The organism is Paracoccus cavernae (genome assembly GCF_042430175.1).
Classification (GTDB): Bacteria; Pseudomonadota; Alphaproteobacteria; order Rhodobacterales; family Rhodobacteraceae; genus Paracoccus; species Paracoccus cavernae.
On the sequence record NZ_JBHMDZ010000006.1, the window covers coordinates 211,380 to 233,101 of the forward strand.

Annotated in this window: 18 protein-coding genes; 8 read left to right on the plus strand and 10 right to left on the minus strand. The window is 63.9% G+C overall.

Annotation, left to right across the window (positions count from 1 at the left end; all coding sequences use genetic code 11):
* Positions 1–175 precede the first annotated feature (175 nt).
* The 7 genes from ACFFUC_RS07930 to ACFFUC_RS07960 all read right to left on the minus strand — a co-directional run bounded on the left by ACFFUC_RS07930 (position 176) and on the right by ACFFUC_RS07960 (position 9,206).
* Entirely contained in the window at positions 176–2,458 is a 2,283-nt protein-coding gene (locus tag ACFFUC_RS07930) for an NADP-dependent malic enzyme (RefSeq protein WP_377685126.1), read from the minus strand.
* A 224-nt stretch (positions 2,459–2,682) separates the two neighbouring features.
* Positions 2,683–3,429, minus strand: a complete 747-nt coding sequence (locus tag ACFFUC_RS07935; protein ID WP_377685128.1) for a FadR/GntR family transcriptional regulator — start codon at positions 3,427–3,429, stop codon at positions 2,683–2,685.
* The gene (yjfF, locus tag ACFFUC_RS07940; protein WP_377685130.1) at positions 3,426–4,481 is read right to left on the minus strand and encodes a galactofuranose ABC transporter, permease protein YjfF; all 1,056 of its coding nucleotides are present in this window, start codon (positions 4,479–4,481) and stop codon (positions 3,426–3,428) included. Before yjfF ends, ACFFUC_RS07935 begins: the two co-directional genes overlap by 4 nt.
* Entirely contained in the window at positions 4,478–5,497 is a 1,020-nt protein-coding gene (locus tag ACFFUC_RS07945; protein ID WP_377685132.1) for an ABC transporter permease, read from the minus strand. Before ACFFUC_RS07945 ends, yjfF begins: the two co-directional genes overlap by 4 nt.
* Entirely contained in the window at positions 5,494–7,005 is a 1,512-nt protein-coding gene (locus ACFFUC_RS07950; protein WP_377685134.1) for a sugar ABC transporter ATP-binding protein, read from the minus strand. Before ACFFUC_RS07950 ends, ACFFUC_RS07945 begins: the two co-directional genes overlap by 4 nt.
* 51 nt (positions 7,006–7,056) lie before the next feature.
* A complete protein-coding gene (ytfQ, locus tag ACFFUC_RS07955; protein ID WP_377685135.1) occupies positions 7,057–8,025 on the minus strand; it encodes a galactofuranose ABC transporter, galactofuranose-binding protein YtfQ in 969 nt (322 codons plus the stop codon).
* Positions 8,026–8,189: 164 nt separating this feature from the next.
* Positions 8,190–9,206 carry a LacI family DNA-binding transcriptional regulator gene (locus ACFFUC_RS07960; RefSeq protein WP_377685136.1) on the minus strand — a complete coding sequence of 339 codons (1,017 nt, stop codon included), beginning with the start codon at positions 9,204–9,206 and terminating at the stop codon, positions 8,190–8,192.
* A 95-nt stretch (positions 9,207–9,301) separates the two neighbouring features.
* Between ACFFUC_RS07960 and ACFFUC_RS07965 the strand changes: the two genes are divergently transcribed.
* Genes ACFFUC_RS07965 through ACFFUC_RS07985 form a run of 5 tightly spaced genes read left to right on the plus strand, consistent with a single transcriptional unit; the run spans position 9,302 to position 14,918 of the window.
* Positions 9,302–10,354, plus strand: coding sequence for a sugar phosphate isomerase/epimerase family protein (locus ACFFUC_RS07965; protein ID WP_377685138.1), 1,053 nt, complete (start codon positions 9,302–9,304; stop codon positions 10,352–10,354).
* Positions 10,351–11,445: a Gfo/Idh/MocA family protein gene (locus tag ACFFUC_RS07970; RefSeq protein ID WP_377685140.1), complete on the plus strand. Its 1,095-nt coding sequence runs from the start codon at positions 10,351–10,353 to the stop codon at positions 11,443–11,445. Before ACFFUC_RS07965 ends, ACFFUC_RS07970 begins: the two co-directional genes overlap by 4 nt.
* The gene (locus ACFFUC_RS07975) at positions 11,442–12,968 is read left to right on the plus strand and encodes a sugar ABC transporter ATP-binding protein (protein ID WP_377685142.1); all 1,527 of its coding nucleotides are present in this window, start codon (positions 11,442–11,444) and stop codon (positions 12,966–12,968) included. The genes ACFFUC_RS07970 and ACFFUC_RS07975 overlap by 4 nt, the downstream gene beginning before the upstream one ends.
* Complete coding sequence (locus ACFFUC_RS07980; protein ID WP_377685144.1) at positions 12,965–13,936, plus strand: ABC transporter permease; 972 nt, start codon at positions 12,965–12,967, stop codon at positions 13,934–13,936. The genes ACFFUC_RS07975 and ACFFUC_RS07980 overlap by 4 nt, the downstream gene beginning before the upstream one ends.
* A 16-nt stretch (positions 13,937–13,952) precedes the next feature.
* Positions 13,953–14,918 (plus strand): ABC transporter substrate-binding protein, encoded by a 966-nt coding sequence (locus ACFFUC_RS07985; protein WP_377685146.1) that lies wholly within the window; start codon positions 13,953–13,955, stop codon positions 14,916–14,918.
* A gap of 30 nt (positions 14,919–14,948) precedes the next feature.
* Here the strand turns inward: ACFFUC_RS07985 and ACFFUC_RS07990 are convergent, their stop codons facing one another.
* From ACFFUC_RS07990 to ACFFUC_RS08000, 3 genes are read right to left on the minus strand one after another with little or no spacing between them, the layout of a single operon-like run.
* The gene (locus ACFFUC_RS07990) at positions 14,949–16,340 is read right to left on the minus strand and encodes an oligosaccharide flippase family protein (protein WP_377685147.1); all 1,392 of its coding nucleotides are present in this window, start codon (positions 16,338–16,340) and stop codon (positions 14,949–14,951) included.
* 4 nt (positions 16,341–16,344) lie between these two features.
* Positions 16,345–17,856: a GumC family protein gene (locus ACFFUC_RS07995; protein WP_377685149.1), complete on the minus strand. Its 1,512-nt coding sequence runs from the start codon at positions 17,854–17,856 to the stop codon at positions 16,345–16,347.
* Between the two features lie 9 nt (positions 17,857–17,865).
* Positions 17,866–18,516: a P-loop NTPase family protein gene (locus tag ACFFUC_RS08000; protein WP_377685150.1), complete on the minus strand. Its 651-nt coding sequence runs from the start codon at positions 18,514–18,516 to the stop codon at positions 17,866–17,868.
* 196 nt (positions 18,517–18,712) lie between these two features.
* On the opposite strand from ACFFUC_RS08000, the gene ACFFUC_RS08005 reads away from it, so the two are divergent.
* The 3 genes from ACFFUC_RS08005 (at position 18,713) to ACFFUC_RS08015 (ending at position 21,713) form a co-directional block, all read left to right on the plus strand.
* Complete coding sequence (locus ACFFUC_RS08005; protein WP_377685152.1) at positions 18,713–19,720, plus strand: glycosyltransferase family 2 protein; 1,008 nt, start codon at positions 18,713–18,715, stop codon at positions 19,718–19,720.
* Positions 19,717–20,559, plus strand: coding sequence for a glycosyltransferase (locus tag ACFFUC_RS08010; protein WP_377685154.1), 843 nt, complete (start codon positions 19,717–19,719; stop codon positions 20,557–20,559). The genes ACFFUC_RS08005 and ACFFUC_RS08010 overlap by 4 nt, the downstream gene beginning before the upstream one ends.
* A gap of 446 nt (positions 20,560–21,005) precedes the next feature.
* The gene (locus tag ACFFUC_RS08015) at positions 21,006–21,713 is read left to right on the plus strand and encodes a sugar transferase (RefSeq protein ID WP_377685156.1); all 708 of its coding nucleotides are present in this window, start codon (positions 21,006–21,008) and stop codon (positions 21,711–21,713) included.
* Positions 21,714–21,722 lie beyond the last annotated feature (9 nt).

A 21,722-nucleotide genomic window follows, 5' to 3' on the forward strand; every position in this document is an offset into this window, starting at 1 on the left:
GGTGGCCCCCCTGCCCCTTTTAAGCTCTACCGCAAGGAGAGCGGGTCAGTCGCGACATTTGCGCAACACCCCTGTTGCGCGCAGATCACGGAATCGCGATCAGGCCCGAAACGAAAGCGGCGGACCCTTGGCCCGCCGCTTCCCGTATTGCGAAATCCACCCGTTGCGGGCCGGATTATTTCACCTGACCCAGACGCCCCGCCGCGATTGCGGCCATGTTGAGGATGTCGTTCACGGTCGAGCTGGTCGAGCAGATCTGGATCGGCTGCGCCACACCGGTCAGGATCGGGCCTACAACCGTCGCGCCTGCCATCTCCTGCAGAAGTTTGACCGAGATCGAGGCCGAATGGCGCGCCGGCACCACCAGCACGTTGGCCGGACCCGTCAGACGCGAGAAGGGATATTTTGCCGCCTGCGCCATGTTCAGCGCCACATCGACGGTCATCTCGCCCTCGTATTCGAAATCGACCCCGCGCGCATCGAGCACTTCCGAAGCCTTGGCCATCTTTACCGCGCGCTCGCTGATCGGATAGCCGAAGTTCGAGAAGGACAGGAAAGCCACGCGCGGATCAAGACCCAGGCCGCGCGCGACATGCGCACCGCGGGTCGCGATATCGGCGAGATCCTCGGCCTCGGGCCACTCGTGGACCAGCGTGTCGCCCATCAGGATGACGCGGCCGTTGTGCAGAACGGCGGTGATGCCGACCGCGCCGTCTTCGGGATTGACGTCGAAGACCTTGCGGATCTGGGACAGGACATGCGCGTTCTTGCGCGTGGCACCGGTCACCAGACCGTCGCCGTGACCATGGGCCAGCATCAGCGAGGCAAAGACATGGCGGTCGCGGTTCGCCAGCTTGTTGGTATCCTCGCGGTCGAGACCCTTGCGCTGGAGGCGCGCGTAAAGCGTCTCGTGATACTGCTCGAGATGGCGCGAATTCGAGGCGTTGACCACCGTCAGCTCGCGACCGGCCTCGCCCAGACCGACGGCTTCCAGCTTTTCCTTCACATCCGCCTCGCGGCCGACAACGATCGACTGGCCCATGCCGCCGCGCTGCCAGGCGACGGCTGCACGCAGCACGCGCGGATCGTCGCCCTCGGCAAAGATCATGCGGGCCTGTGCCTGACGCGCGCGGGCGTGAATGCCCTGCAAGATCGCGGCGGTCGGGTCCATGCGGGCCTTGAGCGACTGGACATAGCCGTCCATGTCGATGATCGGACGGCGCGCGACGCCGGTATCCATGCCGGCCTGCGCAACCGCCGGCGGGATGACATGGATGAGACGCGGATCGAAGGGCGTCGGGATGATGTAGTCGCGGCCGAACTGCAGCTTGCGGCCGTAAGCCACGGCAACCTCGTCGGGAACATCCTCGCGGGCGAGTTCCGCCAAGGCGCGGGCACAGGCAATCTTCATCTCGTCGTTGATGGCGCGGGCATGGATGTCCAGCGCGCCGCGGAAGAGATAGGGAAAGCCGAGGACGTTGTTGACCTGGTTGGCGTAATCCGAGCGCCCCGTCGCCACGATCGCATCGGCGCGCACGGCATGGGCATCCTCGGGGGTGATTTCGGGATCGGGGTTCGCCATGGCGAAGATCACCGGATTGTCGGCCATGGTCTTGACCATGGCCTGCGTCACCGCGCCTTTGGCCGAAACGCCGATAAAGACGTCGGCGCCGTTCATCGCCTCTTCAAGCGTGCGGGCGTCGGTATCGGCGGCATGGGCCGATTTCCACTGGTTCATGCCCTCGGTGCGGCCCTTGTAGATCACGCCCTTGGTGTCGCACATCAGGCAGTTGTCCTGCTGCGCGCCCATGGCCTTCATCAGCTCGAGGCAGGCGATCCCCGCCGCGCCCGCGCCGTTCACGACGATGCGCACATCCTCGATCCTCTTGCCCGAAAGCTCGAGCGCGTTGATCAGGCCGGCGGCGCAGATCACGGCGGTGCCGTGCTGGTCGTCGTGGAAGACCGGAATGTCGCAGATTTCCTTCAGGCGCTGCTCGATGATGAAGCATTCGGGCGCCTTGATGTCTTCAAGGTTCACACCGCCGAAAGTCGGCGACATCAGCTTGACCGCGCGGATGATTTCTTCGGGATCTTCGGTATCGAGTTCGATATCGATCGCGTTCACATCGGCGAAACGCTTGAAGAGGACGGCCTTGCCCTCCATCACCGGCTTCGATGCCAGCGCGCCGAGGTTGCCCAGACCAAGGATCGAGGTGCCGTTCGACACGACCGCAACCATATTGCCCTTGACGGTATAGTCGTAGGCAAGCTCCGGATTGGCGGCGATCGCCTCGACCGGCACGGCAACGCCCGGCGAATAGGCCAGAGACAAATCGCGCTGCGTCGCCATCTGCTTCGAGGCGACCACGTCGTATTTGCCCGGTCGCGGCTCGAGGTGGTAGGCCAGCGCCTCTTCTTTGGTGATGCGTGATTTGTGCGGCGTATTGTCGTCGGTCATGCTGATCCCTCTCCTGCCACCCGCCGGATGCCTAAAGGCGGGAAGCCCCAATAATATACCGGTCAGCCATGCCGCAAAGCTGCGTCGCTTGATAGGGGTATTTCACCATAAAGTCGGATATTTCTCCATTTCGGTAAAATTTTCCGAAATGGCGGGGCAGAGCGGCACTCCGACCGCAACCGGAGGCTGCCTTTGCACCCCCGCCGCATTTGTCCGAGGCGTGCTCAGGCGGCCCCTTCAGCGCGGCCGAGCGCCTCGCAGGCGCGATCCACCCCCTCGCCGATCACGATTCTCATGGCCTGCATGGCGGTTTCCTCGTCGTGATCGGCGATCGCGCGGGCGATGCGCAGATGAAGCGAAGCGCTTTGCGAGATTCCCTCGGGGCTGAGCGCGGGCGAGGAGATGCGGAAACTCACCGCCAGCGCCGCCTCGACCAGCGTCGAAACCGAGCGGATGAAGGGATTGCGCGACATGGCGGCGACAGCGATGTGGAATTCCAGATCGACGGCGGCAAAGCTCTCGCGGCTGTGGTTGCGGTCGTCCATCCGCGCCGCGATATTGTAAAGCTGGATGATCTCTTCGGGCGTGGCATGGCGCGCCGCCAAAGCGGCCGTTGCCGGCTCGAGCGCCATGCGCATCTCGGAAAGCTGGCGGACGAATTCGCCGTCCATGCCCTTCTGCATGCGCCAGCCGATCACGTCGCGATCCACGAAATTCCAGCTCTCGCGCGGATTGACCTGCGTGCCGACCCGCGATTTGGCGCGGATCAGGCCTTTGGCGGCAAGGGTCTTCATCGCCTCGCGCAAGACGGTGCGCGAGACCTCGAAACGCGCGGTCAGGACCGGATCACCGGGCAGGATCTCGTTCTCGGCGAAATCGCCCGCGACAATGGCGCGCCCCAAAGCGTCGACGACTTTGGCATGGCTCGAGGCGGGAAGCGTGCCGAAGGCGGCCCGTTTGATCAGGGTCATCGCGCGCCCGCGCCGCTTTGCGACATCGCGCTTTGGCCGGAACCGGCGTGGCCAGAACCACTTTGAATCGGGCCGGATCGCGTCGTTTTGCGCGCGGCGCGGTAGTCGCTGACCAGAACGATCACCCGTTGAAGCACGATGAAAGCGAAGAGCAGAAGCCCCACTACGATCTTGGTCCACCACGAGGACAAGCTGCCGTCAAAAACGATATAGGTCTGGATAAGGCCTTGAATCAACACGCCGAACAACGTCCCCAAGATCAGCCCCGCGCCGCCGGTCAGCAAGGTGCCCCCGACCACGACGGCGGCGATCGCATCCAGCTCGACGCCCACGGTCGCGAGCGAATAACCCGCCGAGGTATAGAGCGTATAGGCCAGCCCCGAAAGCCCTGCGAGAAAGCCCGACAAGGCATAAAGCTGCACCGTTGTGCGCCGGACCGGCACACCCATCAGTTCGGCCGATTGGGCCGACCCGCCAAGCGCATAGACATTGGCGCCAAAGCGTGTGCGATGCGCGACCACCACCCCTGCCGCAAAGACCGCGAGCATCAGCAGCCCCAGAAAGCTGAGCTTGCCCTTGTCGGGCAGCGCGATGGCGATTGATTTGAGGCTGCGCAGGAACGGATGGCTGATCGGCACGGATTCGGTCGAGATCAGGAAAGCCGCGCCCCGCGCCAGAAACATCCCCGCCAGCGTCACCACGAATGGCGGCATTTTCAGCAGGTCGATCATCAGCCCCATCAGTGCGCCGAAAGCGGTCGAGACCATCAGCGCCAGCCCGAAGGCCAGCGCCGGATGTACCCCCGCCCGTACCAGCACCGCGACGAGGACCGAGGTAAAGGCGATGACCGCACCCACCGACAGATCGATCCCGCCCGAGATGATGACGAAGGTCATCCCCACCGCCGCAATCCCCAGAAAGGCGTTGTCGGTCAGAAGGTTGCCGGCCACGCGCCAGGACAGGATCGCGGGAAACTGCGCGGCGCAGAGCGCATAGGCGAGGACGAAAATCACCACGGTCGCGACAAAGGGCAGATTGCGGGTGCGGATCATGCTTCGACCTCGGATTTCGGCTTGCGGCGCAGGCTTCTGAGAAAGGCGGTTTCGAGCCGGACCGCAGGCGATTGCAGCGTCAGGATCACGACGATCACGACGGCCTTGACGATCAGGTTGAACTCGGGCGGCCAGCCCGACATCAGGATGCCGGTATTGAGCGCCTGAATGATCAGCGCGCCGATCAGCGAGGCCGTGATCGAAAAGCGCCCTCCCGCGAGCGAGGTCCCCCCGATCACCACCGCCAAAATCGCGTCCAGCTCGAGCCAGAGACCGGCGTTGTTGGCATCCGCGCCGCGGATATCGGCAGTCACGATCATCCCCGCCACCGCCGCGCAAAGCCCCGAGACGACATAGGCCGTCAGGATCAGGAAACGCGCCCTGACCCCCATCAGCATCGAGGCCCTGCGGTTGATCCCCACCGCCTCGATCAGCAACCCGAGCGCGGTGCGGCGCACCAAAAGCCCGACCGCCAGTCCCATGACAACCCAGATCACGATCGGCATCGGGATACCCAGCACCGCTCCCGACCCGATGAAGGCAAAGGCCGGATCGTTGAAGGTCAGGATGACGCCATTGGTCACGAGCTGCGCGATCCCGCGTCCCGCCACCATCAGGATCAGCGTCGCGATGATCGGCTGGATATCGAGAAAGGCCACCAGAACTCCGTTCCAGATCCCGCAAACCACTCCGACCAGCAGAGAAATCACGATCACCGCAACCAGAGGCTGACCCTCGGAGACAAGGCTGGCCGCGATCGCGCCGGTGATCGCCATGACCGCACCGACCGAGAGATCGATCCCCTTGGTCGCAATCACCAACGTCATGCCGATCGCCAATAGCGCGACCGGCGCGACCCGCACGCCGACATCGATCAGGCTGCCGTAAAGCCGCCCGTTCTGAACCGAAATCGCGAAAAATCCCGGCGCAACCATCGCGATCAGCACCAGAACCAGCGCCAACGCCCCAAGCTGCGGCGCAAGGCGGCGGAATTTGCGTCCCAGAGCACCCGTCATGCCGCATCTCCCGCCAAGGCCATCGCGCCCATGATCGCGCGGGCATTGACCTCCGCACCCGAGAGCTCGCGGATGTGGCGGCGGTCCGAGAGCACGATGACGCGACTCGAATAGGCGACCAGCTCCTCGACCTCGGAGGAGATTACAACCAGCGCCATGCCGTCGGCGCAAAGCCGGCGGATCAGCGCAATGATTTCGGCATGGGCGCCGATATCGATGCCGCGCGTCGGCTCGTCGAGGATCAGCAGACGCGGATCGGTGGCCAGCCAGCGCGCAAGAATGGCCTTTTGCTGGTTCCCGCCCGAGAGGAATTTGATCGGCCGGTCGGGATCGGGCGGCCGGATGTCGAGCGCCGCGATATAGCGCGCGGCAATCGCATCGGCCTCGTCGCGCGCAATCGGCCGCGCCCAACCCCGCCGCGCCTGAAGCGCGAGGATAATGTTGTCGCGCACCGAAAGATCGCCCACGATCCCGTCGGTCTTACGCTCTTCGGGGCAAAGCCCGATCCCCAAGGCAATCGCCTCGTCTGGGGATTTCGGCGCGACCGGACGTCCGTCGACCTGCATCTCGCCGCTGTCGGGCCGCGTGATCGCAAACATGAGCGCGGCCGTCTCGGTCCGGCCCGAGCCCAAAAGCCCCGCGATTCCCACGACTTCTCCCGGCCGGATCGCCAGGTCGAACGGCGCGATCATGCCGCTTTTGCCGAACCCCCTGAAGTCGAATGCCGCCTCGCCTTCTGCCGCGCGGGGGGGGACGGGACGAAGATCGTCGCCGGCCAGATCATGCCCCAGCATCAGGCTGACGAGATCGCGCCGCGGCAGGTCGGCCAGCGCGCGGCTCCCGACCATGCGACCATTGCGCAGCACCGTGACCCGATCCGCCAAAGCGTAAACCTGATCCAGAAAATGCGTGATGATCACGATCCCCAAACCGCGATCGCGCAGCTGGCGCAGCACCGTGAAAATCGCCTCGACCTCGCGCACATCAAGGCTCGCGGTCGGCTCGTCGAGAAACAGGACCTTGCCCGAAAGATCGACAGCCCGCGCAATCGCAATGATCTGGCGCACTGCGACCGGATAATGCGACAGGGTCTCGGCCGGATCGACGGCAAGGCCGTAATGGCCCAAAAGCGCCGCTGCATCGGCCCGCATCTTGCGCGTATCGACCATGCCGAAGCGGCGCGGCTGGCGCCCGAGATAAAGGTTCTCGGCGACGGTCAGATTGTCGAGAAGGTTGACCTCCTGATAGACCGTACCGATCCCCAAAGTCTGCGCCTCCGCGACCGAGCGCGGCTCGACCGGCGCCCTCTCGAGCGCCATCACCCCGCCATCGCGGCGGTAGGCGCCGGTCAGGATCTTGACCAACGTGGACTTTCCCGCGCCGTTTTCGCCCAAAAGCGCATGGATCTCGCCCGCGCGGAGGGTGAAGTCGACACCCTCCAGAACCTTCACGCCGAAAAAGGATTTCTCGATACCCTGCGCCGACAAAAGCGCCTGTTCCGAAGCCATGCCCCGCCCTTTCGCAAATGAAACGGGCGGGGCAGCCCCCGCCCGAAAGGATCAGTAACCAAGACCTTTCTTGGCCTCGTAAACCGCCTTGGGATCGTCGGCCTGCGTGAACAGTTTGGATTCGGTCTGGATCCATTTCGCGGGCGCCGTGCCATCCGCCAGATAGGCCGCGAGAACGTCGAAGGCGGGCCCCGCCATATCGGGCGTCAGCTCGACGGTGGCATTGGCCTCGCCCTCGGCCATGGCGAGAAAGATGTCCGGAACGGCGTCGATCGAGACGATCTTGATGTCGGTGCCCGGCTTGAGCCCCGCTTCCTTGATCGCCTGAATAGCCCCGACAGCCATATCGTCGTTATGGGCATAGACCGCGCAAATATCCTTGCCGCCATTCTCGGCCTTGATGAAGCTCTCCATCACCTCTTTGCCCTTGGTGCGGGTGAAGTCGCCGGTCTGCGAGCGCGCGATGGTGATGTTGTCATGCCCCGCAATCGCCTCCTCGAAGCCCTGCTTGCGGTTGATCGCGGGCGAAGAGCCGGTCGTGCCCTGAAGCTCCACCACCTTGCAGGCCTTGTCGCCGACATCGGCCACCAGCCAATCCCCCGCAACCTTGCCCTCGTGAACCTGATCCGAGGTCACCGCGGTGAGATAGAGATCCTCGGGCGCCTCGATCTGGCGGTCGAGCAGAACCACGGGGATCTCGGCATCCTTGGCCTCGGCCAGAACATCGTCCCAGCCTGTCGCCACAACCGGCGCGATCAGGATCGCATCGACGCCCTGCGCGATGAAGCCGCGCACCGCCTTGATCTGGTTTTCCTGCTTTTGCTGGGCATCGGCGAATTTCAGATCGATGCCGCGCTCTTTGGCCTGGTTTTGCGTCAGCGTCGTCTCGGCCGCGCGCCACCCCGATTCAGAGCCAATCTGCGAAAAGCCCACGACCTTGCCTTCCATTCCGGCCGCCAGAACCGGCGCAGCCATGCTCAGACAGGCGACCGCAGTGGTCGCCACGAGAAATGATTTCATGATGCTCTCTCCCTGAAGGCCGCTTTCCTCCCGGCCCTATAATAGGCGTATTATATGATTAATTATGCGTCAAAACTTTTCTTCATCATAAAAATACCCAATTACCCGAGCATTTCAAAGAAATGCTGGTGCATGGTCGCGATTAATAGGACAAATTGAAGCTGTCAGCCCTGCAAGGCGCGGGTCGAGGCGCGCAGCATCAGCTTGGGGGGAATCAGGCTTTGCGGCGCGACCGCCCGCCCCTCGATCACGGCGAGCATGGTCTCGCCCGCCATGCGCCCGATCTCGCGTTTGGGCTGGCGTACCGTTGTCAGCGCCGGCGTCAAATGCGAGACGAGCTCGATATCGTCAAAGCCCACGACCGAGACGTCGCGCGGTACGTCGATCCCGTGGCGTTGCAATTCGGCGATGAAGGCACAGGCCATCTCGTCCGAAAAGGACACGACACCGGTCGGCCGCTGCTCCGGCGCAAGCGCAAGCCAGAGCTCCGCCGCCCGCCGTCCGGCATCGAGCGAGAAATCTCCGGCGAATACCGTAAAGCCTTCGGGGCCGAGAACCCGCTCCACCCCTTCTATCCGCGTGCGGTGGAGGATATTCGCCGCAGGCCCGCCGATACAGGCGATCCGGCGATGGCCGAGCGCGGCCAGATGCTCGGCTGCAAGGGCCGCACCTGCCGCATTATCGAGCGCCACAGAGGGAAAATCGAGATCCTCGCGCCATTCGCAGGCCATCACGACCGGCGGGATTCCCCTGCCCGACAGCAGCTCCTCGCGCGCCACAAGCCCGTCACAGAGCACAATCCCGTCGGCCCGCGACGGGTCGAGGAAGCGCTGGAGCGAGCGCCGTCGCCCGCCCTCCGCCAATGTATCGCCGACCAGCAGGTCATAACCCGCCTCCTCCAGCACCCGGCCGAGCCCCGCGAGGATCTTGGCGAAGAACGGATTGCCGAGATTGGGCACAAGCGCCACCACCGCGCCGGTGCGCTGCTTGCGCAGGTTTCGCGCGGCATGGTTCATCCGGTAGCCGCTTTGCTGGACCGCCTGCAAAACCACCTCGCGCGTTGCCTCGGCCACCATGGCGGGGCGCGACAGAACGCGGCTGACCGTCGCCGCCGAGACCCCTGCAAGGCGGGCGACATCGGCGATCTTGATCGGATTGGGGCTTTGGGCATCGTCAGTCATAACGTCGGACCCTAAGCCCAGCCAAGGCGCTCCACAAGCTTCTTGCAATCGATTTCACAAACAGGCAAGACTTTACGCCAGAGGGAGGAATCGAGATGAAAACCATGCGCGGGCCCGGTTTGTTTCTGGCGCAATTCGCTTCGGATCAGGCACCCTTCAACGATTGGACCGCGATAACCGGCTGGGCCGCAGGTCTGGGCTATGCGGGCGTTCAGGTCCCCTCGATCGACCAGCGCCTTTTCGATCTCGATCTCGCCGTCACTTCCAGCGCGTGGCGCGACGATTTCCTCGGTCAGGCCGCCGACAAAGGCATCGCCGTGACCGAGCTTTCCACCCATTTGCAAGGCCAGCTCGTCGCCGTCCACCCCGCCTATGACGCGGCTTTCGACGCATTCGCCCCGCCGGCCGTTCACGGCAATCCCAAGGCGCGGCAGGAATGGGCCGTCGATCAGGTCGCGAAAACCATCCGCGCCAGCGCGGCGCTTGGCCTGAATGCGATGGCGACTTTCTCGGGGGCTTTGGCTTGGCCCTATCTTTACCCTTGGCCGCAGCGCGCGCCGGGTCTGGTTGAAACGGCGTTCGACGAACTTGCCAAACGCTGGCTGCCGCTTTTGAACCTCGCCGAGGACCACGGCGTCGACATCTGTTTCGAGATCCATCCGGGCGAGGATCTTCACGACGGCATCACCTTCGAGATGTTCCTCGAACGCGTCGGCAACCACGCCCGCGCCAATATGCTTTACGATCCGTCTCACTACCTGCTGCAGCAGCTCGATTATCTCGACCACATCGACATCTACCACGAGCGCATCAAGATGTTTCACGTCAAGGATGCCGAGTTCAATCCCACGGGCCGCCAAGGCGTTTACGGAGGCTTCCAGTCTTGGGTGAACCGCGCCGGACGCTTCCGCAGCCCGGGTGACGGTCAGGTCGATTTCAAAGGTGTTTTCTCGAAGCTCACGCAATATGACTTTTCGGGCTGGGCCGTGGTCGAATGGGAATGCGCGCTCAAACACCCCGAGGACGGCGCCCGTGAAGGGGCCGCTTTCGTGCGCGACCATATTATCCGCGTGACCCCCCATGCTTTCGACGATTTCGCGGCAGGCAGCATTGATCAGGCCGCCGTCAACAAGGCGCTCGGGCTATGAGCGCGCGCATCCCGCTCGGCATGGTCGGCGGCGGCGCAGGCGCTTTCATCGGCGGCGTCCACCGCATTGCCGCGCGGATGGACGGGCGCTTCGATCTGGTAGCAGGGGCCTTGTCGTCCGACCCCGAACGGGCGCGCTCTTCCGCCGAGGCTTTGGGGATCGCGCGCAGCTACGCGGATTTCACGGACATGGCCCAAGCCGAGGCCGCCCGTCCCGACGGCATCCGCGCAGTGGCCATTGTGACGCCGAACCATCTCCATGCGGCGCCCGCCATCGCCTTCCTGAACGCGGGCATCCATGTCATCTGCGACAAGCCAATGGCCGCGACGCAGGCCGAGGCGCAGGCTATGGCCGAAGCCGCCGCCAACTCGACGGCGCGGTTTTTCCTGACCCATAACTATAGCGCCCTGCCCCTGATCCGAGAGGCCCGCGCATTGGTTGCCGAAGGCGCGATCGGCCGGTTGCGGCTGGTACAGGCAAATTACCTGCAAGGCTGGCTTGCCGATGACGTGCAGTCGAAACAGGCCGAATGGCGCACCGATCCCGCGCGCGCAGGTGCAGGCGCTTTGGGCGATATCGCGACCCATGCGTGGCAGCTTGCGCAATTCGTGACCGGCGAGACCCCCGCCGAACTCTCGGCCGAACTCTCGAGCATGGTACCGAACCGCCCGATCGACGACGATGTGCGTGTGGCCTTGCGCTATGCCGGCGGCGCGAGGGGCGGGCTTTGGGCCAGTCAGGTCGCGGTCGGCCATGAAAACGGGCTGACGCTGGCGCTTTACGGCAGCGACGGCGCGCTTCATTGGGCGCAGGAGACGCCGGAGCGCCTGATCCATACCCCGAAAGGCCAGCCGCCGCGCATTCTGACGCGGGCGCAGGACCGCTCCGGCTCGTTCCGCACGCCGCCCGGCCATCCCGAAGGCTATCTCGAAGGTTTCGCCAATCTTTATTCCGATATTGCCGATATCATCGCTGGCGAGACCGCGCATCTCGACCGCGTTCCGGGCATTGCGGCCGGCCTGTCGGGCATGCGCTTCATCGCGGCCGCGCAGGAAAGCGCACGCGCGAATGGGCAATGGGTGGGGATATGACGCAAGCGGATTCCAAAGCCATCCTTGCGCTTGAAGGTGTCAGGCGCAGCTTCGGCCCGATCGAAGTGCTCCACGGGGTCGACCTGCCGCTTTACGGCGGCGAGGTACACGCGCTGATCGGCGAAAACGGCGCGGGCAAATCGACGATCATGAAAATCCTCGGCGGTTTTCTGGCGCCGACCGCGGGGCAAGTGCTTCTTGACGGCAGCCCCGCCCCCTATCGTTCCGGCCCCGAGGCCGAAGCGGCTGGCGTCATCGTCATCCATCAGGAATTCAACCTCGCCCAGGACCTGACCGTCGCGGCCAATGTCTTTCTGGGCCGCGAGCTTGGCGGCTGGCGGCTGGACCACCGTGCCATGCGCGAGGCGACGGCGGCGCTGCTCGAACGGCTCCAGACCACAATTTCGCCCGATGCCCTGATCCGCGACCTCTCGGTCCCCGACCGCCAGATGGTCGAGATCGCCAAGGCCCTGTCGCGCGATGCCCGCGTGCTGATCATGGACGAGCCCTCGGCTGTTCTGACCCATCGCGAGGTCGGCGCGCTTTACGACCAGATCGACCGGTTGCGCGCGGACGGTGTCGCGATCATGTTCTGCTCGCACCGCCTTGACGAGGTGGCCCATCTTGCCGACCGCATCACGGTCCTGCGCGACGGTTCGGTCGTTGGGCGTGCCCTGCGCGGCGAGATGACCGAGGACGGCATGGCGACCGCAATGGTCGGGCGCGAGCTGACCGATTTCTTCCCGCCAAAAGCCGAAAGCCTTGGCGAAACCGTGCTCGAGGTCTCGGGCCTTTCGGTTGCAGGCCGAGTCAGGAATGCCGATCTCTCGCTTCGCCGTGGCGAGGTTCTGGGGATTGCGGGGCTGGTGGGCTCCGGCCGGACCGAGCTGGCCGAGGGGCTGGTGGGCCTGCGCCCCGCCACGGGACGCATCACCATCGAAGGCCGCGAAACCGTGATCCGCGATCCGCGTCAGGCCGCCGGATCGGGCCTCGCCTATCTGACCGAGGACCGCAAAGAGGCCGGTCTCCTGCTGCAAAAGGGCCTCACGCCCAACCTGACCTTGGCCGCGTTGGAGCGGTTCGGCGGCATCCGCATCGACAAGGCCGCCGAGGCGCAGGCACTGGAAACCGCGATCCGCGATTTCGACATCCGCGCCCCTTCGCGCGAGATCATGGCGGGCAACCTGTCGGGCGGAAACCAGCAAAAGCTGCTGTTGGCCAAGACCATGCTGACCGAACCGAAGATCATCATCATCGACGAGCCGACGCGCGGCATCGATGTCGGCACCAAAAGCCAGATCTACGCCTTTATCCGCAAACTCGCCGCCGAAGGGCGCAGCATCATCGTGATCTCGTCCGAGTTGACCGAGGTCATGGGCCTGTCCGACCGCGTGCTTGTCATGCGTCAGGGCAGCATCGCGGGCGAGCTGTCCGGCCCGCAGATCACCGAGGACAATATCGTGCGTCTGGCCATGGGGCTGGATGCGCAGGATGAACCAGCAGCCGGGGCACTTTCCGCATGACACGCATCAATTTCCATGTTCTCGGCCCGATCGTGGCGCTGGTTCTGCTGATCCTGCTGGGCTGGTTCCTCAACCCCGCCTTTCTCGCGCCCGCCAATATCACCAACGTTCTGGCGCGCTCGGCCTTTATCGGCATGATCGCGGTCGGTATGACCTTCGTGATCACATCGGGCGGGCTCGACCTGTCGGTCGGCGCAATGGCGGCCTTTCTGGCAGGGGTCGCGATCATCGCGATGAACGCGCTTGCGCCGGTCACCGGCGTCAACTGGGGCACGATCGTGCTGGGCATGCTGGTCGCGCTTGGCGGCGGGCTGATTGCTGGGCTGATCAACGGCGCGCTGATCACCAAGGCTCGGATCGAGCCCTTCATCGTCACTTTGGGGACGATGGGGATTTTCCGCAGCCTCGTGACATGGCTGGGCGACGGCGGCACGCTGAGCCTCGCCTCGGATCTGCGCACGCTTTACCGGCCGGTTTATTACTCGGGCCTCGGCTGGATCACCTGGCCGATCATCGTCTTCGCGATCGTCGCCGTGCTGGGCGAGCTTTTGATGCGGCAGGCACGCTTCGGCCGCTATATCGAGGCGATCGGCTCGAACGACCGCGTTGCGCGCTATTCGGCGGTGGATGTGAACCGCGTGAAGCTGCTCAGCTATGTGCTGCTTGGCGGCTTGGTCGGGCTTGCGGTCATCATGTATGTGCCGCGTCTGGGGTCGGCCTCGGGCTCGACCGGCATCGGCTGGGAGCTGGAGGCGATCGCCGCCGTCATCATCGGCGGCACCGCGCTGAAAGGCGGAACGGGTCGGGTCTGGGGCACGGTCGTAGGTGTCCTGATCCTGAGCCTCATCGACAATATCCTGAATTTGACCTCGCTGGTTTCCCCCTATCTCAACGGGGCGATCCAGGGCGTCATCATCGTGCTTGCTGTCGTCTTGCAGCGGGAAAAACGCACCGCCGAGGAGCGGTGAACAAGGGAGGAAGACCATGCTTCGTAGAAATCTGCTGAAACTGCCGATGGTTGCGGCACTGATGATCGGCGTCTCGGGCGGCGCCGTTCTGGCGCAGGATGCCGCGAAAAAGGTGATCGGCGTCTCGATCCCCTCGGCGACCCACGGATTCATGGGCGGGCTGAACTGGCACGCGCAAGAAACCATCAAGCGTCTGGGCACGACCTATCCCGACATCGAATTCGTTCTGGCGACCGCGCCGGATGCCAGCAAACAGGTCAACGACATCGAAGACATGATGGCCACGCGCAATATCGACGCGCTGGTCGTGCTGCCCTTCGAATCCGAGCCGCTGACCGCGCCGGTCAAATCGGTCAAGGATGCGGGCAAATGGGTGACGGTCGTCGACCGCGGCCTGTCCGAGGAAGGGATCGAGGATCTCTACGTCGCGGGCGACAACACCGCTTTCGGCCGTGTCGCGGGCGACTATTTCAAAGCCAACCTCAAGCCGGGCGCGAAAATCGTGATCCTGCGCGGCATTCCGACCACGCTCGACAACGAGCGCGTCGATGCGTTCGAGGCGGCTTTGGCCGGTTCCGAGATCGAGATCCTCGACAAGCAGCACGGCAACTGGAACCGCGACGACGCCTTCAAGGTCATGCAGGACTATCTGACCAAATTCCCGCAGATCGACGCGGTTTGGGCGGCCGATGACGATATGGCGCTCGGCGTGCTCGAGGCGATTTCGGCAGCAGGCCGTCAGGACCAGATGTGGGTCGTGGGCGGTGCCGGTATGAAGGAAATCGTCAAGCGCATCATGGACAAGGATCCGCAGCTGCCGGTGAACGTGACCTATCCGCCGGCGCTGATCTCTTCGGCAATCGAGATGACCGCGCTCAACTTCGAATCCGATGCGCCGGTCTCGGGCCGCTTCATCATCGGCTCGCGTCTGATCACGCCCGAGAACGCCGAAACCTTCTACTTCCCCGAAAGCCCGTTCTGATCCTTCGGGACGATGAAAGCCGTCGCGGCGTCAGCTGTTTGCCAGCGCCGCGACGATCTCTGCCTCGTGCAGCCAGAAGGCCAGACCGACCAGAACCAGCGTCACCGCCCAGACCACAAGGTCGTGACGCGGATCCCAGGCATGGTGACGACGCGCCAGACGCACCGCGATCGGATAGTTCAGCACGAAAGCCAGCGCCTGCCCGATGAACACCCCCGCAAGCCCCTCGTGCCATGCGCCGAACGCCACGAGCAGGATATAGATCGAGGCGCGGCAGGCCTGCATGACGAAAACGCCCCGCGTATCGCCTGCCGCCAAGGCCGAGTAATCATAGCTGCTGGTCAGGATCTGCGGCAGTTGCAGCAGCGCGATGATCACCAGCAGCCCGCCCGCATGGATGTAGCGCGCATCGTACAGCACGCCGACCAGATCGGGCCCGAGGACCACCAGCATCGCCACGCCAAAGATCAACAGGCAGGCCACACCCGCGCGGGCCTTGGCCAAAGTGCGGATATTGCTGCCGCCTTCGGAGGGAGGATGTTGGCGGTACATTGGGATGAACAGCCGCCCGCCGATCGCCCCCCCGAGCATCATCGGCACCGTGCCGAGGAATTGCCCGATGTTGTAGATGCCCAGTTGCTCGAGCGAGAGCACCCGTCCGAGGATCAGCCGGTCGCCCTGAAACAGCAGGAAGCCGCAGATCGTGCTGAGGAAAATCCATTTGCCGAAATGCACCAGCTCGCTGCGCGCCTCGGGCTCGAGGCGGAAGCGGTTGATATGGCCGGGCAGGAAGAGCCAGGTCAGCAGCAGCATGACCGCCGCGCCCGCGATATTGCCGATGACCAGCGCCCAGACCGAATGCAGCCAATAGGCGGCCAGAACCACGATACCGATGTTGATGGCCTGCGCGATCAGCTCGATCGCGGTCAGGCGGCCAAGGAACATGTGACGCGCCGCCGTGTCGATCCGCGTCGGGTTGAACCCCGCGATCAGCAGCGAGATCGCCGCGACAGGAAAGACCTGCGCGAATTGCGGCGCGTTGTAGAACAGCGCCAGCGGCCATGCGATCAGCGTCGAGACCCCCAGAAGGATCCCGCCGCGAATGATCTTCAGCGTCCAAGCCGTATCCAGAAACGCCGGATCATCGCCGCGTTTGCTTTGCTGGATCGAGGGGCCGAGTCCCATATCGCTGAACATGGTCAGGCCGATCAGGAAGCCCGTGACCAGCGTCATCAGCCCGAAATCGTCGGGGCTGAGAATGCGCGTCAGCAGCAGGTTCGAGAGCAGCCGCATGAACTGCCCGCCACCGAAACCGATGATCGACAAAATCGAGCCACCCAAGGCTCGTGAAGCGAGGGCCCCCTTCGCCGCTTGCGCACCACTCTCCTTGGCGCCCGAAGCGGCCTCCTCCAGATTCGTCATTCGCTCAACCAGATCCCATCGGGCCAACCACGCCGGGCGAAGGTACCCCCGGCAAGAATCCAATTAACCAGACTGCGCCGATAAAGGTCCAAAAAAGGATCAATCCGACGTAAATCTTGCGCCGCCAGGCGGCATCGAGATCTTCCTCCGAGGAGACATAGGCCAGCTCGATCACAGGCTGGATCCCCGTCGCGCGCTGGAACTGGCCGCTGCTGCGCAGGACCGGATTTTTCAGCTCGAGAATGAAGGCAAGGCCGACCGCAAAGAACGTGCTGGCGAAAACTCCCAGAACCGCGCTTTTCTTGCGGCCCGACAAGGAGGGATATTCCGGCGGCACCGCGCGTTCGAGCACGACGAACCGTTCGGTCTGGTTGTTTTCCTGCAGGGCCTGCAAGGTCTCGACCTCGGCCAGACGGCGCGAGATTTCGTTGTAGCGGTCGCGGTAGCGCTGTTGCTCGCGGGCCAAACCCTCGAATTCCAGCATGACCTCGGCCGAGATGCTGCGCGCATGTTCGATCGCGGCCTGACGGGCGTTGACCTGTTCCTTTTGCGCGCGCAACTGGCGCAGCTGCGAATCGATCAGCTCGACCTGTTCGAGAACGACCCGCGACGTATCGCTGAGCCCGCCCTGCGTCAGACGCTGGATATTGGCCTCGAGCCGCGCGATCTCGGGGTGGCCGGGATCCAGCGTGCGCTTGGCCTGCGACAGTTCGACCTCGGCGGCGCGAAGCTGCTGGACCAGCGAGGCCGAGGCACTGCGCCCGCCCTCTGCCGCGGTCGCGGTCACTTCGGGTCCGGCCTGCAAGGCCAGACGCTCGCGTTCGAGCGACATGATATCGCGGTCGAGCGTCGCGTCCTGCGCGGCAAGCTGGGTCAGTTCGCTTTGCAGATATTCCTGTGCCGAAGGCAGGGAATCCTCGTTGGCGGAGTTGAATTCCGCCACTTTGCGGTCATGGGCTTCAAGTTCGCCCTGAAGCTGCGAGGCCTCGCCCAGAAGGAACTGGTGGGTTTCCTGAATGCGCGACTGGCGGTTTTCCTCGTCGCGGTTGATGACGCCATCGGCGAAATCGTTGGCGATATCCGCGGCCTGCTGGGCTGTGCCGCCCTGCGCGGTGATGATGATCGCGGCCAGGGATGCGCCGCCCGTCGCCTGCCCCGGAGCCGCGACGCTTTCGATCCGCGTCGTGCTGCGCAGCAGATCGACCTTTTCGTTCGGGCTCAGCGGCAGGTCGGGATAAAGGTTGTGCCGCTCGATCACCGAAATCAGGTTCGAACGCACCATCAGGCGCTGCTCGATCAACTGGACGCGGCGCGCGATCGGCAGGCCGGAATCGCTGGCCGGATCGACGATGGCCGGCGCCTCGATCTGGATCACGGCAGCGGAATCGTAAACGCGCGGCGATGTCACCACCAGATAAAGGGCAACCAGAATGCCCGCGGCCATCAGCGTCAGAACCACCGGCAATCGCCGGCGCAGCATGGAAATGACGTCGTCAATCGATTGTATCGGTCCCACAGCGACGTCCTATTTCTCAGCTTTGTTCAAGACGACGCCCATCAGAGGCGCTTCGTCCGCGAGATAACGCTCGGCGAGCTTCATATCGGCGGGCTTGGTGCTCATCCCGTCGGCCACCATCAGGATCGACTCGGCCAGCGGCAGGGCCGACATGCCGACATCCGACCCCAGAAGCGCGGACAGATCCATGATGACGTAATCGCTGCCCTGCCGTTCGAGCATCGCGGCCAAAGCACGGGCGAAGCTCGGGCTTTGCAGAAGCTCGGCGGGATAGGGCTCAGGCGCGGCGGGGGCGAGAACGCGCAATCCCGGCTGCTCGGGGAGCTCGACCAGAAGCGCGTCGAGATCGGCCCCCGATTTGATCTGGTCGGTGACCGGACTGCACCCGTCCAGTTCGAGCTGGCGTGCGATCGAGGGTTCGAGGAAATTCAGATCCACCAGCGTCACGCGCACGCCCTGCTGGCGCAGCAGCGCCCAGGTCAGTTCGAGCGCGACCGTCGTGGCACCGGCCCCGACCGTCAGTGGCAGGACGGCAAGGCGGCTCCAGCCGCGATCATGCATTTCTTTCGCGACACGCGTGCGCAGCAAAGCGAGGCGCCGCGCGCGTTCGATTTCGGGAGGGGGCGCCTGTTCGGACGCCAGGCGAAGGAAGGGAAACACTTTACGCCTCTCGGAAGCAGTCGACTCGGGAACAACCTTGCCGGATAAAGGGACCGGCACCGCCGTTCCCGTTCCTTTTTCTGCGGTGTCTGTCAATAGACTGTTCCCTCGGTAAGCAGTTGTTCACCGATGACACGGTCGGCAACTCCATGTTATCTTCGGCTTTATGTGCGTCACAACCAAAATCACCAATCCAATGAACGACACAGCTGCTCCCCATCGCTTTGTGAAGGCTGACGTTACGGCAATTGCAATTGGCCGCAACGAGGGCGACCGGCTCACCCGCTGTCTTGCCTCGCTTTTGCCCCAAGTGCGACATGTCGTTTTCGTCGATTCGGGTTCGACCGACGGCAGCGCCGAGCGTGCGCGCGCCATGGGAGCCGAGGTCGTGGCCCTCGATATGTCGCGCCCCTTCACGGCGGCGCGTGCGCGCAATGCAGGCCTTGCGCATCTTGCCGCGACGCAGGGGCAGCAATCGGAATTCGTGCAGTTCGTCGATGGCGATTGCGAGGTCGATCCCAACTGGATTCCGACCGCGCTCACGGCTTTGGCCGCCGAGCCCGGATTGGCCGTGGTCGCGGGACGCCGCCGCGAGCGCTTCCCCGAACAATCGGTCTATAACCGCCTGATCGATGCGGAATGGGATACGCCTGTCGGCCCCGCGCGGGCGGTGGGCGGCGATCTTCTGGCACGTTCGGCCGCGATTGCCGAGGTGCGCGGCTATGATCCGACCCTGATCGCCGGCGAAGAGCCCGAAATGTGCCTGCGCCTCGCCCGCGCCGGTTGGGGCATCCGCCGCATCGATGCCGAAATGACGCTGCATGACGCGGCCATGACCAAGCTGTCGCAATGGTGGAAGCGCAGCCGCCGCGCCGGTCACGCCTTTGCCGAGGTCTCGTGGCGCTACCGCGACGGCCCCGAGGGCTTCTGGAAGCGCGAGACCATGCGCCCGCTGGTCTGGGCCGTGGCCCTGCCGCTTGTCGTTCTGGTTCTGGCGCTGTCCGTCTCGCCCTGGGCACTGCTGGGCCTGCTGGCCTATCCCGCGCAGATCGCGCGGATGGCGCTGCGCGATCCGCTCCGTCAGGACCGCTGGCCGCGCGCCTTTTTCAACATGCTCGGCAAGTTCTCCGAGGCTTACGGCATCGCCGAGTTCCACATCCGTCGCCTCATGGGCCGCCGCTCTGGATTGATCGAATACAAATGACCCCCGCCCCCGCGCAGATCATCATTCCCGCCCATAACGAGGGCGGCTATATCGTCGATTGCCTTGCGAGCCTGCTCGAACAGGACCATCAGGGGCCAGTGACGACGACCGTCGTGGCCAACGGCTGTACCGACGACACCGTCGAGCGGGCACTGGCGATGGCACCGCAATTCGCGGCGCGAGGCTGGCAGCTTCGGGTGGAGGATCTGCCGCAGGGCGGCAAGGTCGGCGCGCTCAACCACGGCGACCATCTGGCCGACCAGTCGGGGACGGGTCCGCGCATCTATCTCGATGCCGATATCCGCATGAGCCGCAGCCTGCTGCGCGGTATCATCGCCGCGCTCGAGACGCCCGAGCCGCGCTATGCCGGCGGCCGTCTGGTGGTCGCGCAGAGCCCGAGCTGGATCTCTCGTGCCTATGCCCGCTTCTGGCAAAAGCTGCCTTTCCTGCGCCACGGCACTACCGGCGCAGGGCTTTTTGCCGTCAACCACGCCGGCCGCCAGCGCTGGGGCCAGTTTCCGGGTATCATCTCGGACGACACTTTCGTGCGGCTGAATTTCTCGGAGGCCGAACGCCTGTTGGTCGACCAGCCCTATTCCTGGCCGATCGCCGAAGGTTTCGGCACCCTCGTCCGCGTCCGCAGGCGTCAGGACAACGGCGTCTCCGAGATCGCCGCGCTCTATCCGCAGTTGCTCGAAAATCAGGGCCACGACAGCCCCTCGAAGCCCGAGCTGACAAGGCTCGCCCTGCGCGATCCGGTGGGGTTTGTGGTCTATGCCACCGTCGCCGTTGCCGTCCGCATCGGCAAGAACAACCACGATTGGGCGCGGGGCCGCTAGATCCCGCCCTGCCGGAGCCGGCATCCTGTCCGCTTTGGGTGATCACAAGGCGGGGGTTGCGCATGTCGCTCCGTCGGGCTTCATCGCCCTGTCGAGACAGGTCTGGCACCGACAAGCAGGTTGACCGACGGGTCCGCTATTGATCAGAACAGTTTTTGCCGCGGGTATAGCAAGATTATTTCGTTGATAAAGTGCCAACGTCTCGGGAATTGATTCTCCAGTCAATTCGCTTGGCGGTTTAGCACCGTTCAACCTGCGACTGAGAAATTACAAACAATTCGCTTCAAATGGTCCGCACCCCGAAACCGCGTAAAATTCGCGGCGTTAACCATTATTAAGCCGTTGAAAACAAACGAACCTATCCTTTTGGTTAGGCCCTCATATAGCTCTAGTTTTATGCGAATGCTTCGATATAATGCCGGTGTACCGTGTTTGTGAGCGTAACGATGAAGCATCAGGTTAATATTGCTGCTGATGAGCAGCATGGAGTCGACTGCACTGCAATTCACTCGACCCCAAAAGGCAGCGATCTGCCATCCGGGATCAGATCTCCCTACGCTCGCTTCTGCAAGCGCCCCCTCGACATCCTGCTGGTGCTTTTGGTGATGCCGATCGCCCTGCCGCTGGTTGTCATCCTGTCGGCGATCATTGCGCTGGAGGGCGGCTCGCCCTTCTATTCGCAACTGCGCGTCGGCCGCTCGGGCCGCAGCTTCCGGCTGTGGAAACTGCGCAGCATGGTCAAGAACGCGGACGAGCGCCTCGAGGATTACCTCGACAGCGACCCTGCCGCGCGTGCGGAATGGGATCTGACCCAGAAGCTCAAGAAAGATCCGCGGATCACCAAATTCGGCCGCTTCCTGCGCAAGTCGTCGCTGGACGAGCTGCCGCAGCTCTTCAACGTCTTCAAAGGCGATATGAGCGTGGTCGGCCCGCGTCCGATGCTGCTGGATCAGGCGCAGCTCTATCCGGGTGCCGATTACTACCACCTGCGCCCCGGTGTCACGGGCCTGTGGCAGATCTCGGACCGCAACGACAGCACCTTCGCGGCGCGCGCCTCTTTTGACGCCCGTTACGCGATGAACCTGAGCTTCCTGAGCGATTTCCGCATCATGGCTCAGACCTTCGGCGTCGTTTTGCGCGGCACCGGCTACTGATCCAGAAGA